The sequence below is a fragment of the Paenibacillus xylanilyticus genome (assembly GCF_047246825.1).
In the GTDB taxonomy this organism is placed as follows: Bacteria; Bacillota; Bacilli; order Paenibacillales; family Paenibacillaceae; genus Paenibacillus; species Paenibacillus xylanilyticus_B.
This window is the reverse complement of the sequence record NZ_JBFOLB010000006.1, coordinates 65191-81961: the sequence shown is the minus strand read 5'-3', so window position 1 is coordinate 81961 and position 16771 is coordinate 65191. Positions and strand designations below refer to the sequence as shown.

The window sequence follows — 16771 nt, the reverse complement described above, 5'->3', positions numbered from 1 at the left end:
TTCATCATTATATAATAGGCCAAGGACGAGAAATCATATTGATCGAAATTTAACAAAATCAGTCCTGAAAATTTACTTTCGGTTAATGAAAATTTACAAACAACTGCAATCCGGATAACGAATGTCGGATTCGATCTTTTTTTCTTTGAATGCAGGCTCCAAATCGTACGATTTTGATATAAAGCGGAATTTGTTCTATAGATGCCAGACTCCCCCCAATGCTACAGTAACGGCAGATCAGACATCTGAATGGAGACTTTCTCATCATTTGCTGGTGCAGTCGAAAAGCTGGTGCAATCGAAAAAATAATTAACGATAATGGGAGCGTGTCTTGCAGGCTATGAGAAAACCACTAAAAAAATCACTCGCATTACTTCTAATGTTGTCTATGGTGAGCCCGACGTTTGCCAATCAGAGTTATGCAGCCAATTCGAATATTCAGTTCTCTGATATTAAGGGACACTGGGCAGAAGCAAACATTCAGGCTTGGGGTGATAAAGGCTTGATTCAAGGTTACTTGGATCGTTCCTTCAAACCGAACAACTTTATTACGAGAGCAGAATTTATGAATTTGGTGAATGGCGCTTTTGGATATACAGGACAATCTAACATTAACTTTAACGATGTTTCGGAAAATGCATGGTATTACCAGGCCGTTTCTGTCGCTAATGCGGCTGGATATATGGATGGCTATACGGATCAAACGATGAAGCCTCAAAATCCGATCACACGTCAAGAAGCGGCAAAGATTATTGTTGAAATTCTAAACCTGGAACTGAATGAGGAAGCTGCGAATGCCTTCAGTGATTCTTCTTCTATTGCGGAATGGAGCAAAGGAGCTGTAGGTGGTGCCGCAGCGGCAGAAATTATAGCTGGATATGCAGATGGAAGCTTCAAACCTCTTCAATCAATCACTCGTGCAGAAGCCGTAAATGCACTTGTGAATGCTCTGGAAATGGACGCTAATACGGATGCTAAACCATCTAAGCCAAAGGGAACAACAAGCGTGCTGAACGTTGAAGCCCCTGCCGAAGAAGCTCGTTTATCTGCAGTCGAAGATGGAGGCAATGCGGAAGACGGCACGTTGAAAAATATCGCGGCAACGAATCCGTTTATTGATATTTTGGACGGTTTTGAACAAGTCTGGTCCATGAACCAGTCAGAATGGAGAGAAGGGACAGCCGCAACGAAGCCGGGAGCAAAGGGAGAGGTTGCCAAGTATGGAGATGGACCGACCCCGTATTATGATGGCTTTAAAAATGATCCAAAAACAGCCGTCGCAGACCAGAAAACATTCGCGAACGAAGAAATCCGTAATAAGGCGACTTGGGTGGCTAATATCAAATATGTAGAAGATGTTACGCAAAATCGCACGGATGAAGAAGCGTTAGCCGCCTATTATGATGATCAAAGAGATAAGATCTACAGTATGATGGAAGCTTTCGGGCCGCTGGCTAACACTTATGTAGACATCGTCAAGCCAACGACAAGTGTCGAAAGAGATATCAATGAGATGGATGTTGTATTGACGGAAGAAACGGCGGAAGACCAAAGCCAGGGAATTGGAAGTGATTGGACGAAGACAGAGCTTGCAGACATGGTAGCTCTGGTGGATTTGGTTCGATTCAAAATCCCTTCATCCTCCAATCCCTCAAAATACTTCTACTCGTCTCCAAGACCATGGAGAATGAATTCAAACGGCGAAGTGAAAGAGGTAGTCGATGAGAGTGGTTTAGCCGTGTGGGAAACATTGGGTAAAGGCGAAGTGACTGAAGAGCCTTTGGCCTCAGGAGGAACCAAAACAACAGGAGAAAAGCATTTCCAACAATACGAAAGTAACGTTGAAATTATTCCAGCATTAAGTTATGTAAGAAGAATAGCGGAGGATGGACGAGGAAAGGACGGAGCATACCCAAGCGGACATACAAGTGCTTCGTACTTGTCCGTACTTCCTTTTGCCTACGCTACACCAGAACGATTCTCTGAATTCTTAACGAGAGCAGCCCAAATGGGTGAAAATCGAATTGTAACCGGGATGCACTCGCCGCTTGATGTGATCGGTGCAAGGATACAAGCTACAGCAATGACTGCCTATGCATTCAATAAGGAAGAGAATCAGGAATTGATGGAAAAGGCATATGAAAATGCAGGAGAGGTATTTGGGGCATTAGCACAGGAAGAAAATATGAGTTTGTACGAATATGCACACACGGTAACAGAGGATTATACGTTCAAAAGTGCATATGATGAAAAGAAATGGGAAGATCATGACGCGAATAAAGCCTTCTACAGAGAGAAGCTCACGTATGGTCTGCCGCAAACAGGAATCAAAGGTTTAGCTCCCGTGGTACCGCAAGGTGCAGAGGCTCTATTAAAAACACGTCAGCCTTATTTGACCGATGAGCAGCGCAGAGAAGTATTGTATACCACATCCATTGACTCCGGTTATCCGGTACTGGATGAATCAAAAGGTTGGGGCAGACTGGATTTAGTGACGGCAGCGGATGGCTACGGTGCATTCCTGGACAACGTAACCGTGGATATGGATGCTTCCAAAGGGCGCTTTAATGCAGAGGATTGGTGGAGAAACGACATTTCCGGCAGTGGAATGCTGACGAAAAAGGGAACAGGAACACTTACCCTGACAGGAAATAATAGCTACACAGGCGGAACTTTGCTGCAAGCAGGAACGCTGGTGGCTGAATCTGCTACTGCATTTGGTCATGGTGATCTTTATGTGGAAAATGGAACGGTTGTCGTTCATGCAGATGGCGCATTAAAGTTAAATAGAAACTTTACCATGGACAGTGGAACGTTGGAACTGGTTATGGACGATGATCACAGTCAAATTCATGTTGGCAAAAAGCTGTTTCTCGATGGAGGAAGCCTCAATCTGGACTTGTCCAACGATAAGATTGAAGGTCCCAAAGATATCACGTTGATTACGGCTAATGCAATCCAAGGTGAATTCGATCACGTAACTGCGGATGGTTATGACGTTCAAGTCACTTACGAAAAGGATCGCATCATTGCACATGTTGTAGCAAAATAAAAAAAAGGGCTGAACTACGTTGTAGTTCAGCCCTTTTTGCATGCGATGATGCGTAAGTTATTAGCCGATATAGGCATCAGATTTGCGTAATGGCTTCACTTCATTCTCAGTAGAGAGCTCCTTCGTTGGTTCGAGCTCGGTATGTCCTGCGTAAGGGCGATCACTTCGAGGGCGGGTTCCGGTAAGTCTGAAACCCGAAATGAACAGGACCAGCTGTAATCCCAAGGCATAGGGAGCAGCGACAAGTCCAATCAGATGGAGCAGCGAGCACAGCGCAATCAGCAAGGAGAGCATTCTGGTTACTGTACCTCGTGTACCCCGGCGCGGGCTGGCCCAGAGCAGATAACCATATATTATGGTGATCATCAGGGAAACCACACGTAACCACAGCAGTGTGTTCTCCCATGATTCGACGGAAATGTCCAACAGACGCTGACGGAACATGAGATCAGCGAGCAGAAACCATGTAGCTGCCAGTGCGGCCGGTTCAGCTGCAGGCCGAAGGATCGTCCAGATTGCTTTGCCCCAATGATCCGCTCGGGTATCTTGGCCGAGTTCATCTGATAACACTGTACACTCTCGTTCCAAAGCTTTGTGCATCAGTGCGAGTCTGGCAGGATCATGATCCTTGATGCAGTCCCGGATCTGATCCTGTAACTGAGAGGATAGGCAAGCTGCCGATTTGCAGGCTAACATGGCAGTTAACAGTTCATGATGCTCGTTTTCTGACCATTCATATTTTCGATTTTCATGAATGGTAAGTTGTCCCAAGAGGGTTGTGCTTATGTATAATGTATCTCGTACCCTGTGCATTCGCCTTTCATGGCTGCGACGAACTTCTGTGGCAGACCATATGTATATGACCAGAAGCAAAGCCAGGACTCCAAGCAGCACAATTTCAGCGCCTGGGCGAGATGTTAGATCTTCCATCCAACGTGGAAACACAATTGTTCCTCCTTTGCGCGAAATTGACGTATCTTTGAAACACGCTTCACGTAAGCTTTCTCTCACTATTACACAGGAAGTAGATGAATTCAAGCAGAAAGGGGCACAATTCATGGAGCATGTGAATATTGAACACACACCACCCGCAGCAGAGGAGTATCTTGCCTTGCGGCAGACTGCAGGCCTTAGTCCGATGAGCAGACAGGGGGCGGAGATTGGGCTGCCGAACAGCCTTTTTGCTGTATGTTTGCGGGAAGAGGGTGAGCTTGTAGGAATGGGCCGGGTCATTGGGGATGGCGGCTGCTTCTTTCAGGTGGTGGATATCGCTGTACACCCGGAATACCAGGGCAGGGGTTATGGCAAATTAATCATGAGCGAGATCATGGATTACTTACGTAAACACGTGCCTGCTCGTGGTCTGGTTAGCCTGCTCGCTGATGTCCCTGCAGATCGTTTATACTCCCAATTTGGCTTCATTTATACCCGTCCAAAATCGGAAGGCATGTGGTGGAGACAAGGGGAGGATGGGCTGGAATAAATACGTCATTCAACTCTTATGGCCGCAATAGCGGCTTTTTGCTGTGTAAACCACGTCTTGTTCTTAGAGATGGGTTAAATCCAAACATAAGTTTGGAAGATTCGTGTCTGCTTACCACGATTGGTTTACAAGTGGTCACATACGGTTTAAGATGGCGTGAGCCGTTTAAGGTATATAACAATGGGATTAAGTATTACAATAACGGTATGTTGACTGGATGATATCTACTGAAAAGAGGGATTGTATATGAAAGTAGCGATTTTTGGAGCAACCGGAACGATTGGAAAGACGATACTGTGGGAGCTTATGGACCGCGGGCATGAAGTGACTGCGATTGTGCGTGATCCGTCCAAAGTGGAAATGGTTCATGAACGTCTGCGTGTGGAAAAGGGAGATTTGTTGAACCCGGATCAGGTAGCCGATTTTACAGCAGGCCAGGAAGCTGTCGTTAGTGCCTATGGTCCGAAATTCGGAGAAGAAGAGGAGCTGCTGGAAGTTACACGTTCGTTGATTGAGGGTGTTCGTCGCGGCAAAGCGAGCCGTCTGGTTGTCGTTGGAGGAGCAGGCAGTTTGCTGACCGATTCCGGTGAGATGCTGATGGATACACCGGGGTTCCCGGAAGAAGTCAGAACACTAGCGAAGGCCCATTTGGACGCATATGGTTTGATTGAGGAATCGGATATTCACTGGACGTATATGAGTCCTGCCGGAACGATCACTTCTGGACCGCGGACAGGCCATTTCCGTATCGGCATGAATCGGTTGGTAACGGATGATCTGGGAGAGAGCACAATTTCAGTAGGCGACTTTGCCGCAGCATTGGTTGACGAACTAGATGATCCGCAGTTTATCGGTTCGCGCTTTACGGTAGCCTATTAAGTTAGCATTTTGCCGGGAGCGGGTAGAATTGAATTAGCAAAATAAGGAGAAGTTACTCACCGGGGAGGGATGAACATTGTTTATCGTCACCGCTGAACAGATGAGGAATGTAGATGAGCACACCATTCACAAGCTGGGTATTCCTGCTGCAAGTCTGATGGAGAACGCAGGCAGGGCCATAGCGGAGGAAGTTATCGCCTTGTGCCGGGAAGAGGGAACGGGAAGCAAGGCTGCTGCCCGGAAGGGACATCGGGAGCCGGGAAAAGCTGAACGGGCACACACCGGGCCCGGTGATCGGCAAGGTTATGGGGGCGACATCATCGCCGATCCGGCGCTCGTTATGGCGCATCCCGGTGATCAGCATTGGTACATGCTGATTGGCAAGGGCAATAATGGCGGTGATGGGCTGGTTGCGGCCCGCCATTTGCTTGAGGCTGGGCTCGGCGTGACGCTGGTCTACGCCGATGTGCCCGAGTCACTGCGGGGCGAAGCCGCAGTGCAGCGGGATGCCGCCGCGCAGCTTGGCATCCCTGCCCTGGTCCACGGGCGTGAAGCCGTGGACTTTAGCCGGTGCACAGGCATCGTGGATGCGCTGCTGGGCACCGGCTCGCGGGGGGCGCCGCGGGGAACGTACGCGGCGCTGATTGAAGCGGCGAACGACAGCGGCAAGCCGGTCGTGTCCGCGGATGTGCCAAGCGGGCTGAATGCCGACACCGGGGAGGTATACGAGCCCTGCATTCAGGCCCGGGTGACTGTATGCCTCGCGCTGTTGAAGCGAGGGCTTGTGCAGTACCCGGGCGCTTCAGCCGCAGGGCGCATCGTGGTGCGCTCCATCGGCATTCCCGCGCGGCTTGCGCCAGAGCATGGTCCCTCAGTCCGGCTGCTGACTGAGGAAGTGCTGCGCAGCGCCATGCACGTGGACACAGACCGCCTCCGGGCACCGGACGGCCACAAGGGAACCTACGGCCACGTACTGCTGGCCGCAGGCAGTCTGCCGATGAGCGGCGCTGGCCTGCTCTCGGCCAAGGCCGCGCTGCGCGCCGGCTGCGGGCTCGCCACATGGGCGCTGCCCGCGGCACTGCTGCCGCATGTCATCGGCAGCGTGCCCGAGCTCATGCTCGCTGTCGCTGCAGATGGCGACAGCGGCGAATGGAACACGGCTTCCGCGGACGCCGTGCTGCGTCTCGCGGAGAGCCGCGACGTCATCGCGACCGGACCGGGCCTCGGCCGCTTCGAGGGCGACACCGACTGGCTGCGCCGCCTGTGGCAGCAGACGGATCGCCCGCTCGTCATCGATGCGGACGCCCTCAACATGCTGGCAGACGCGGGCAGAACCGGGCCTCGCGACTGGGGCCAGCGAAGTGCGGCGACCATCCTGACGCCGCACCCCGGAGAGATGGGCCGGCTGCTGGGCATGCCGACCCCCGAAGTGCAGCGTGACCGGATTGGACACGCTGCACGGTACGCCCGCGAGCAGGGCGTGACCCTTGTGCTCAAGGGAGCACGAACGGTCATCGCAACGCCTTCCGGCGAGGCGTACATCAACACCACCGGGCATGCCGGCATGGCCACTGGCGGTGCGGGGGATGTCTTGACCGGCATCATCGCCGGTCTGCTCGCCCAAGGACTCAGCGCGGAGCAAGCTGCCACGTTTGGTGTATACCTGCACGGCCAGGCGGCAGAGCAGGCTGCGCTGCGGCGTGGAGATCCGGCGTCCCTGCTGGCGGGAGACATCATCGACGCGCTCTAACGCGGTTCTGACCGGGAGTTTTATCCTGTGTGAAGGATAAGCCCCACCAATACGCTCCGTAATCAAGAAAACCTCCGTTTCTCTCATAACAAGAGAAACGGAGGTTTTCTTATGTTCTAAAGTGTATCGTCCCATCAGCTTATAGACGGAAACGCTGCAGCTCCTGATGCATCTCCTCACTGATATCTCGCAGCGATTTAACCTTGCTGCTGGCCTCTTCGAATGAACGCTGCTGCTCAGCCGTTGAAGCTGTAATTTCTTCACTGCTGGCAGCCGATTGTTCCGTAATGGCACTTATGTTTTCGATCGCCTGCTGTACCTGGGTACTCAGCTGGCTTGATTGCTGCATGTCTTCGGCAAGCTGGTTGATGCCTGTGCTAATCTGTTCCACGCTGTCACGAATGGCAGAGAAGGAGTCCCGGGTTTGCCCAGTCGCCTGCTCTTGTTCCGCGAAGAGCTGCATGCTCTGTGCCACAGATCCTTTCACCTTATCCATGGCGCTTGTGATCTCGCCTACGGCTGCATAGATGTGCTGGACGGATTGTGCCGACTGTTCTGCGAGCTTGTTGACTTCTCCTGCCACAACGGCAAAACCGCGTCCGGCTTCTCCCGCACGAGCGGCTTCAATGGAAGCGTTCAGGGACAGCAGCGTTGTCTGCTTGGCAATCTCCGACACATAGCCGGTCATGGTTGTAATGCGGGCTGCGCTTTCTTCCAGCTCCAACACCGTCTGTTCAACCTCGGACATGGCTGTCCGATTCACTTCAGCCAGACGCAGCTGCTCCTGAATGGCCGTGTGTCCTTCTTGAACCGTGCTCAAAACCTCATTGCCATGAATCGCTGATTGGGAGGTGGCTTGAAGATTGCTCTCGAAGGTCTGCTGCATCTTGTCCACGACCATAACGGTTTCACTCAAGTCCTCCGCAATTTTCTGGCTGCCGATCGACAGCTCTTCCGTTGTCCGGGATACTTGCTGCACAATGGCTTGCATGGTGTCATTGCCACGATCGATGTCCTGAGCCATTCCATCTACCCGTTTTCCGGCGTGGTCAATCGATTGAATGATGTTACGGATGTTATTTGTCATGAGACGGAAGGAACGGTTCAGCTCATCCAGCTCATCCTTGCCCCGGGTTTCGGGCAGCTGCTGGGTAAGGTCACCGTCTGCGATCTGTCCTGCAGCTTCCTTCAGCACCCGGATACGTTTGGCTAACTTCCGTGAAGTATACATATTGAATAACATGGCTGCGACGAGCAGGAGAGCAGCGCCGCCCAGCGCAATTTGCCAGGTCTGCTGGATATCCTGCTCCAGATGGATCGTGTACTGGTCATATCGTTCCTTGGTTATTTCATCGAGCATGTAAATATCATTCTGAATGCCTTGAACACGTGTGCTGTATCGCTTGGCTTCCGAACTGTCCAGGGCCGTCATGGCTTCAGTGGCACCCTGGTCCAGTGCAGTCAGTTTCGTTTGGATGGACTCAATCAGCCGCAGCTGTTCATCGGTTTCCAGCAAGCCTTCGGTAAGCTGCTGAATCATCGCTTGGCCTTCGCTCAATAAGCTGAGTACGGCATCCTGATTGCCTGCAGTCATGGAGAAAGAGAACACATCCAGCGCCTGCTGGGTCTGGATCTGGTTGGCTTTGAGTTCACTGACCTTAAGCATGGCAGGTACCAGGTTTTGATTTTTGGCATTAATGCCCAGCAGCTGATAAATGATATAGGCTACCAGTACGAGACATAAAAGTAATGAAATTAACGCATTAATGATCAGTTTGCCTTGCAATTTCATAAGCGTATCTCCTCTGATCCGTTGAATTAGGGTTCAAGCGTAATTTTGGTTTTACCGGATATGATCTGTGCTTTCAGATCTTCGAAGGTTTGCTGCTGTTCCTCACTGAGTGTGATGTTATGTAGTGCGGTCAGACCTACGGCATCTTCTGCCAGTCCCTCAATCATGTTTTTCTCCGGGAAAGAGTGATTATTTTTAGTGAACGTGTTAACGGCGTTATAGATGGATACATTGACATTTTTCAGCATGGACGTGAGGATTGCTTTTTCCGCCAAAAAGAATTGATCGGTATCCACGCCAATGGCGTATTTCCCCAATTTCTGAATTTCTGTAAGAGAGCCTACCCCGGTAAGGCCTGCAGCAACATAAATGACATCCGTACCTTGTTCCTGAATCATCTGTGCGGCCAGTTCCTCACCGAGCTTCGAATTCCCAAAGTCTCCAGCGTAAACGACATGAACAGTTGCATCAGGATTAACGGCCTGAACTCCTTGTTCAAAGCCCTGCTGAAAATCGCGAAGAAGGGGAATCTCCATTCCACCCAAAAAACCTACGTGATCGTCTTTGGTAGCAAAGCCGGCAATCATACCAGCAAGATAGCTGCCTTCTTCACTGCGGAATGACATGGAGGTCACGTTGGGCAGCTCCGAGTGACCATCGACAACAAGGAACTGCTGATCCGGATATTTCTGAGCGACCTTCTCCAGGTCAGGCAGGAGGGTGTCGCTAAGGCCGATAATCAAATCCACATCCTGTTGTGCGAATTGCTCGAATGCAGTTTGGGTGGTTAAACCGTCCCCGGGTTCCTTATAGTCAAATAAAATTGTGTTCTCATTTCTGGCCTGAACCAGTCCTTCAAAAGCAGCATCATTAAATGAACGGTCGCCAAGGCCGACCTCGGTAAGAACAATGCCCACTTTGGTCCGCTGGTCAGCTGCCGTTTCGTTTTCCGTGGATGAACATGCTCCCAGCATCAAAACCATTAAAACCAAAATCACGGTCAATACAGCTTGAGTGCCCCTTTTTGTTTTCATGTGTCATACCCTCATTTCTATATAAGTAGTGATGTGTGAGGTGAGCCTTTTGCCCTATATTTATATCGGCCAGAAGGAGGGTGGGTATTATGGTTAATGATGAAAATTCACGAAAATCTTAATTAATTTCATGAATTATACATTACTGTTACAAATGCTGTTGGATTCCAAAGCAATGCGCCGTCTTCCATACCGATCTCCTCACCAAAACAGGCAAAGAAAAGATCCGTGTGATGATCTCTTCTTTGCCTGTTTTATATGATTAAGATATGGAGGTGAGGATAAGCAGCGATTTCTGGATGATCCGCCTTCCTCTATATATCAACGGTTTCTCCTGCCCCGAAGCACATGAACAGCATGTGATTGCTTCTGTCCGCACACTGCCCAAACTCCGTTTTACTGGATCACCAAGCAGCAACCGATCCGTCTGTCCGGCTTTCGGTGCCTACGCACAATACCCCGCTGTCCGGGTCACGCCATATAATCTGGCCGCGCCCAAACATGGACGGGTCGAGAGCAACCTGAATATCATGTCCTTTACGGGCAAGTGCTTGTGCAATATGCTGCGGGAAGCCGGTCTCCACCAGAATCGTTTTGCCTTTTGTCCATTGCCACCGCGGAGAATCCAGTGCGGCCTGCGGATTCAAGTGAAAGTCCACCGTATTCATGACGACCTGCACATGGCCTTGCGGCTGCATGAAACCACCCATGACCCCGAATGGCCCGACAGCTTCATCTCCGCGTGTGAGGAAACCCGGAATGATCGTATGGTACGTCCGTTTTCCCGGCTCCAGCGCATTGGCGTGATCCGGGTCAAGCGAGAAATTATGTCCCCGGTTTTGCAGGGCGATGCCTGTTCCCGGAACGACCAGTCCGGAGCCAAAGCCCATGTAATTGCTCTGAATGAAGGAAACCATGTTGCCTTCCCCGTCTGCCGTCGCCAGATAGACGGTTCCGCTTGCCCGGGGATCTCCTGCCTCAGGGGAACGTGCTGCATCACCAATGAGCTTGCGCCGCTCTGCCGCATACGTTTCGGACAGAAGCTCCTCTACGGTAACGCCCATCTTTCGCTCCTCGGTAATATATTTCTCCCCGTCAGCGAACGCAAGTTTCATGGCTTCCATCTGTCTGTGGTATGCGATTACGGATTCCTTTTCTTCAAAATCAAAGCCTTTCAGCAGATTAAGCGCCGCCAGGGCGATCAGGCCCTGACCGTTCGGCGGAATCTCCCAGACATCATAGCCGCGATAGGAGACCGAGATCGGATCAACCCATTCGGGTTGAAATGCTGCCAGATCGTCTTTGGTCAGATAGCCGCCATGCTCTGCCATAAAAGAATGAATGCGTTCCGCCAGCTCTCCTTCGTAAAAGTCGCGCGCGTTGCTCTCGCCGATTCGGCGCAGCGTAGCCGCGTGATCCGCTGAACGCCACATCTCGCCCGCGGCCGGGACACGCCCGCCCGGAGCGAATGTCTCAAACCACGCACGCCCGGCAGCTGCATCCCCCTGGTGTGCATAAATGTCCGCTGCCCGTGCCCAGTGACGGGCCAGCCCCGGCGCAAGCGGGTAACCTTCCTCCGCGTAGCGGACAGCCGGTTCCAGTGCTTCCGCCAGCGTGAGCCGCCCGAAGCGGCGGCTCAGCTCAGCCCAACCCGCCGGTGCACCAGGTACTGTCACCGGGATGACCCCAAGCTTCGGCATCTCCGAATGGCCTGCCGCCTTGAGCGCCTCAATGGATATGCCCTGAGGCGCAGGACCGCTGGCATTCAGGCCATGCAGCTTGCCCCCGGTCCAGACGAGGGCAAAGGCATCGCCCCCGATGCCGTTGGACGTTGGCTCCAGCACGGTGAGTGCAGCAGCCGTTGCAATCGCGGCATCAATGGCATTGCCGCCTTTTTTTAACACATCCAGCCCGGCTTGTGCTGCGAGAGGCTGCGAAGTGGCGACAACGCCCTTTTTGGCATAAACAGGCACACGATAAGAGGGGTACGGTTGATAGAGTGGATCGTAGTTCATCAGACGGTTCAGCTCCTTGTCCCAAGATGTCAGGTTCCGGTTTGACCGGATCGCATACTCCTAACCCTCTTTCGGAGCGAGGTAGCCAATCTCCTGCTGAACTTGCCAAATCCAACCTGACATAAGCGAACAAGCGGAATGGACACATTTTTTTGGTGCCCGATTGCTAATCATTATGCGTTCCGTTAGGTGGTCACCATATCGCCGCCGTTTACATGAATGCATTCACCGGTTACATAAGAGGAATCGCGCGACGCGAGATAGACATAGGCAGCTGCCAGTTCATACGGCTGGCCTGCACGCCCCATTGGCGTATCTGTTCCGAATACCTGTACATCTTCGGCAGAGAAGCTGGAGGGAATGAGCGGCGTCCAGATGGGTCCGGGAGCTACGCAATTGACCCGGATTCCCTGAGATGCGAGCGATTTGGCGAGTACACGAGTCAGAGAGACAACAGCTCCTTTGGTGGAGGAGTAATCGATCAGCTGCACATTGCCTTTATAGGCCGTGATGGAAGCCGTGTTGATGATGGAAGCCCCTTTGCTCATGTGCGGGAGAGCAGCCTGGATTAGAAAAAAATAGGAAAATACATTCGTCTGAAACGTATGGTAGAGCTGTTCCTCCGTAATGTCGACAATGCTTGGCTGCACATATTGCACTGCGTGATTATTGACCAGAATGTCGATTTTCCCGAAGGTTTCCATCGTCGTACGGATGACAGCATCACAGTTTTTCTTCAGCCGAAGATCAATCTCGATGAGCAGGCAGCGCTGTCCCAGCTCTACAATGCGATTACGAGTCCACTCGGCGTCTGTCCGTTCATATAGATAAGCAATGACAACATCGGCACCTTCCTTGGCAAAAGCAATAGCTGCAGCTCTGCCGATTCCGCTGTCCCCGCCAGTGATGATGGCCACTTTTCCGTCCAGCTTGCAGCTGCCGATATAGGCTGGGTCCTCACTGATGGGTTCAGGCACCATGAGTGTTTCCAGACCTGGCTGCTGGTCCTGATGCTGGGGTGGGAATGCCAGTTTTTGTTCTTTGCAGACCGTCTTTTCACCGTAAAAAGGGTAGACAGGATTCATTTGCTTTACATCCTCCTCGAACATTCATTGATACGCCTAAACTATGCATTCGCCCAGAAGAACGTGCGGCGGAGGAAAGAAGCCATTTGTTTTTTGAATAGAAAATATACCATAATAAGGATGTGGGTAAACAAAATAATGGAGGTGTCAGGAGTCCAATGAATATTCAAGGAATCAATCATCTGTGTTTTTCCGTATCCAATCTGGAACGGTCCATTACCTTCTATGAGCAGGCTCTCGGTGCCCGAATTCAGGTGAAGGGCCGCAAGCTCGCATATTTCGATCTGGCAGGTCTCTGGATCGCTTTGAATCAGGAGGATGTTATTCGCAATTATACGGAACGAACCTATACACATATTGCATTCACGGTAAAAGAAGAGGAGTTCGACGAATCTGTACAGCAGCTGCGAGCAGCCGGGGCGGATATTCTTCCTGGCAGAGCACGCGATCCGAGAGATGCACGCTCGGTTTATTTTACCGATCCCGATGGTCATCTGTTTGAACTGCACACAGGTACCATGAAGCAAAGACTGGATTATTATCGTGAAGATAAACCGCATATGACCTTTTATACGTAACCTGTTAGAACCTGTATTGGGAAACCTGACATAACCATTGTGTAAACAATGGAATTTCCTGTAATATGGACAAATGAACCCTTAATTTACCATTGTTAAATACTTTTGTTCATTCTTAAGGAGGTTTGTCATGATTCAGTTTCCCAAACCGGACGTAGAGCAATATTTTCAAACGTATCGAATTTCGCATTTTGCTGTATCGGATGACGAGAAACGGTTATTTTTTGACAGCAATCTGAACGGTGAACCAAATATCTGGGCTATGGATTTGCCGGGTGGATATCCGTATCCATTGACGTATTTGAACCAGAGCAGTCAGTTTATCAAACCCGACCCGAAAGGACGTCACATCCTCACAGCGTTTGATCGGGATGGCGACGAAAATTATCATCTATATGCGCTTAAACCGGAAGGTGGCGTGCCGCTGCAGATCGTACCGGCAGAGCTGAATGACCGCTGTTATTTCTCTGAGTTGTCCAAGGATGGACAGCGGCTTTATTACGTGACCAGTGCGGGTAACCCGAATTATCTGAATTCACGCCGAATTGACCTGGAGACGGGTGAAGATGTGCTTTTATACAGCGGGGAAGAGGTAACAAGCCACTTGATGGCGGTAAGTCCCAATGAGAAGAGCTTTGTTATCTTGAAAATGTATTCCAATACGTATCAGACTGCACATCTGCATCGGGATGGTGAAGTGGAGCCGATTCTGCCCGTCTCGGAGCGTCAGAGTCAGGTGCCGGATGTCCTGTTTGCAGATGATGATCGGCTTCTGATGGTCACCAATGATAACGAAGCATATTCCTATGTGGCCGAGTACCGAATGGATACCCGCGAGTTCCGACCTTTGTGCAAAATCGATGGCGAGGACGTGGAGATGATCCGCTGGCATGAGGCATCAGAGACGCTGTATTTCTGGACGCTCACAGGTACGGAGAATCGGATGTATATGCTGGGCAAAGATGCGGAGCAACCGCGTCGTCTGGACATGCCACTGGATACGGTAGAACATACGCACTTAACCAAAGCGGGCAATGTGTACATCCTTGGTCGGGGAGCAATTCAGCCTCACAATATTTATCGTCTGCCTGCTGGCGGCGATTCCTGGGAAGCTCTGACTGCCAACCGGGTAACCGGACTTGATCCGAGTGATCTGGTTTATCCTGACGTGATTCGGTACAAGTCATATGACGGGATGGAAATCGAGGCTCTCTTCTTCAAGGCCAAGCCGGAGCAGGCGAACGGTTATACCGTGTTTTGGCCGCATGGTGGACCACAGGCTTCGGAAGCGAAGTTTTTCCGGCCCATGTTCCAGCTGATGCTGGCCCAGGGCTACCATATCTTTGCACCAAACTTCCGAGGCAGCACAGGGTATGGTGCGGAATTCGTGAAAATGGTGGAGAGAGACTGGGGCGAGGGACCAAGGCTCGACTGTGTTGCCGGAATTCACTGGCTGTTTGATCAGGGCATCTCTTCGCCAGATCGCCTGTTTGTCGTGGGAGGCAGTTACGGCGGGTATATGACTCTGCTGCTTGCAGGTCGTCATCCGGAATTGTTCCGTGCAGCAGTCGATATCTTTGGGCCAAGCAACCTGTTTACCTTTCTGGAATCTGTACCGGAGGATTGGAAGCCGATGATGGATAACTGGCTGGGGGACCCTGTCCGCGATCGTGAGCGGTTAACGAAAGATTCACCGATCACTTATCTCGACCAGATGGTGAACCCGATGCTGGTCATTCAAGGAGCGAATGATCCACGGGTGGTCAAAGCTGAATCGGATCAGATTGTGGCGGCGCTGCAGGACAAAGGCGTAGACGTGGAATATATCGTTCTGGATGATGAGGGGCATGGATTCTCCAGAAGAGCGAATGAAATTCTGGTTTATCGGCAAATGCTGGAGTTTTTGCAAAAGCATCAGGAAGCAGCGGTTCCTCAAGCTTAATCCGTTAGATAAAGAATCAGTTTAATGGAATCGAAATGAAAACAATCCGGCCGAATGAGAGCGAGTTTTCTCCCATTCGGCCGGTTTTTTGGTGTAATGATTTTCGTTGTGCTGAGACACGTTCTTTTATTCGAGCAGTTCAAGCACCGAGTCCACATATTGCTGTGCCCAGGCTGCAAAAGGCAAATCTGCTTCCCACGTGACCCGGTTGGTTGCTTTGGCTTCGCCCCATAACAAGATACGCTGATACAGCAGATGTATCCCTAAGCGGGCAGCGAAGTGTTTACATCGTACCTCATCGTTTGCGCAGACCACTTCCCGGTAGCTGAATAGAAAGCGTTTAGCAAGTTCAGGCTGATTTTTTTGTATGTACAGGGCTGTCATTTTGGTGAGATCTGCTGTACCGTCTCCAAAATACGAGGTAGTAAAATCAAACAGTCCGCTAATTCGCCAATCGGAGGCATGGTCGCCTTCCTTTTGAATAACAAAGTTCTCCACCTTGAAATCTCCCATAACAAATCCCGGAACAGGCATGGCCTGGAATGCAGTTTCTGCATTCATGAGCTGCTCATCAACCCACTCGATATCCTCATCCGTGATGACAGAATACTTCTGTGCATCCAGCAGCCAGTGACGGATGGTTCCGTACAGCCAGTCAAGATAAGTTCCGGCAAATGGAACGATTCGTTCCGCTACAGGGTCATATTCACCTGCATCCGGCACTTTCCATCGATGCAGTTCAATCAGGCTATGTGCGAGCATGGTGGCGATCTCTTCGTGCTCATCCTGTCCGAGTGCAGTCTGGACTGCCGGATCATACAGGTGTTTTCCCGGTAAACGAGGCATGATCGCATAGCTCCAGCCCAGCAAGTCCGTGTCTTTTTGCAGCATGTAGGGGACGGGGACAGGAATAGTGGTGTGCTCCGATAGCTGTTCAACGAAAAACAGCTCTTCCTGAAGCTGCCCAACATACAATGGATTGCCTTTCAAAATGTATTCCCCTTGAGAGGTGCGGACAAGTAGTGTCTGTCCCATTACTCCCTCGTCGGTTCGTTTATACTCCTCAAGGATTCCCAGGTCGAATTCATGGAGTGCCTCCTGCAGTGAAGAGAATGCAACGTCGCCAAGTTTGTTGGTTGCAAAATAAATTTGGGTTGTCAT

General features: G+C 51.0%; 12 protein-coding genes. 6 read left to right on the top strand and 6 right to left on the bottom strand.

What is annotated here, in order from left to right:
- Positions 1-340: 340 nt before the first annotated feature.
- Positions 341-3052, top strand: a complete 2712-nt coding sequence (locus AB3N00_RS25480; protein WP_413037069.1) for an S-layer homology domain-containing protein — start codon at positions 341-343, stop codon at positions 3050-3052.
- A 60-nt stretch (positions 3053-3112) separates the two neighbouring features.
- Here the strand turns inward: AB3N00_RS25480 and AB3N00_RS25475 are convergent, their stop codons facing one another.
- Positions 3113-3997 (bottom strand): hypothetical protein, encoded by an 885-nt coding sequence (locus AB3N00_RS25475; RefSeq protein ID WP_413037068.1) that lies wholly within the window; start codon positions 3995-3997, stop codon positions 3113-3115.
- A 112-nt stretch (positions 3998-4109) separates the two neighbouring features.
- Between AB3N00_RS25475 and AB3N00_RS25470 the strand changes: the two genes are divergently transcribed.
- From AB3N00_RS25470 to AB3N00_RS25460, 3 genes are all read left to right on the top strand, one after another.
- A complete protein-coding gene (locus AB3N00_RS25470; protein ID WP_413037067.1) occupies positions 4110-4535 on the top strand; it encodes a GNAT family N-acetyltransferase in 426 nt (141 codons plus the stop codon).
- Between the two features lie 246 nt (positions 4536-4781).
- Positions 4782-5414: an NAD(P)-dependent oxidoreductase gene (locus AB3N00_RS25465; RefSeq protein ID WP_413037066.1), complete on the top strand. Its 633-nt coding sequence runs from the start codon at positions 4782-4784 to the stop codon at positions 5412-5414.
- Between the two features lie 76 nt (positions 5415-5490).
- The gene (locus tag AB3N00_RS25460) at positions 5491-7164 is read left to right on the top strand and encodes an NAD(P)H-hydrate dehydratase (protein ID WP_413037065.1); all 1674 of its coding nucleotides are present in this window, start codon (positions 5491-5493) and stop codon (positions 7162-7164) included.
- A gap of 139 nt (positions 7165-7303) precedes the next feature.
- Here AB3N00_RS25460 and AB3N00_RS25455 read toward each other — a convergent pair whose 3' ends face one another.
- From AB3N00_RS25455 to AB3N00_RS25440, 4 genes are all read right to left on the bottom strand, one after another.
- The gene (locus AB3N00_RS25455; RefSeq protein ID WP_413037064.1) at positions 7304-8956 is read right to left on the bottom strand and encodes a methyl-accepting chemotaxis protein; all 1653 of its coding nucleotides are present in this window, start codon (positions 8954-8956) and stop codon (positions 7304-7306) included.
- 26 nt (positions 8957-8982) lie between these two features.
- A complete protein-coding gene (locus tag AB3N00_RS25450; RefSeq protein ID WP_413037063.1) occupies positions 8983-9990 on the bottom strand; it encodes a BMP family lipoprotein in 1008 nt (335 codons plus the stop codon).
- Between the two features lie 404 nt (positions 9991-10394).
- Positions 10395-12005, bottom strand: coding sequence for a gamma-glutamyltransferase family protein (locus AB3N00_RS25445; RefSeq protein ID WP_413037062.1), 1611 nt, complete (start codon positions 12003-12005; stop codon positions 10395-10397).
- Positions 12006-12190: 185 nt separating this feature from the next.
- Entirely contained in the window at positions 12191-13090 is a 900-nt protein-coding gene (locus AB3N00_RS25440; RefSeq protein ID WP_413037061.1) for a glucose 1-dehydrogenase, read from the bottom strand.
- 158 nt (positions 13091-13248) lie between these two features.
- On the opposite strand from AB3N00_RS25440, the gene fosB reads away from it, so the two are divergent.
- Positions 13249-13668 carry a metallothiol transferase FosB gene (gene fosB, locus AB3N00_RS25435; protein ID WP_413037060.1) on the top strand — a complete coding sequence of 140 codons (420 nt, stop codon included), beginning with the start codon at positions 13249-13251 and terminating at the stop codon, positions 13666-13668.
- Between the two features lie 130 nt (positions 13669-13798).
- Positions 13799-15610 (top strand): S9 family peptidase, encoded by a 1812-nt coding sequence (locus AB3N00_RS25430; RefSeq protein ID WP_413037059.1) that lies wholly within the window; start codon positions 13799-13801, stop codon positions 15608-15610.
- Positions 15611-15736: 126 nt separating this feature from the next.
- Here the strand turns inward: AB3N00_RS25430 and AB3N00_RS25425 are convergent, their stop codons facing one another.
- Entirely contained in the window at positions 15737-16771 is a 1035-nt protein-coding gene (locus AB3N00_RS25425) for a phosphotransferase family protein (RefSeq protein WP_413037058.1), read from the bottom strand.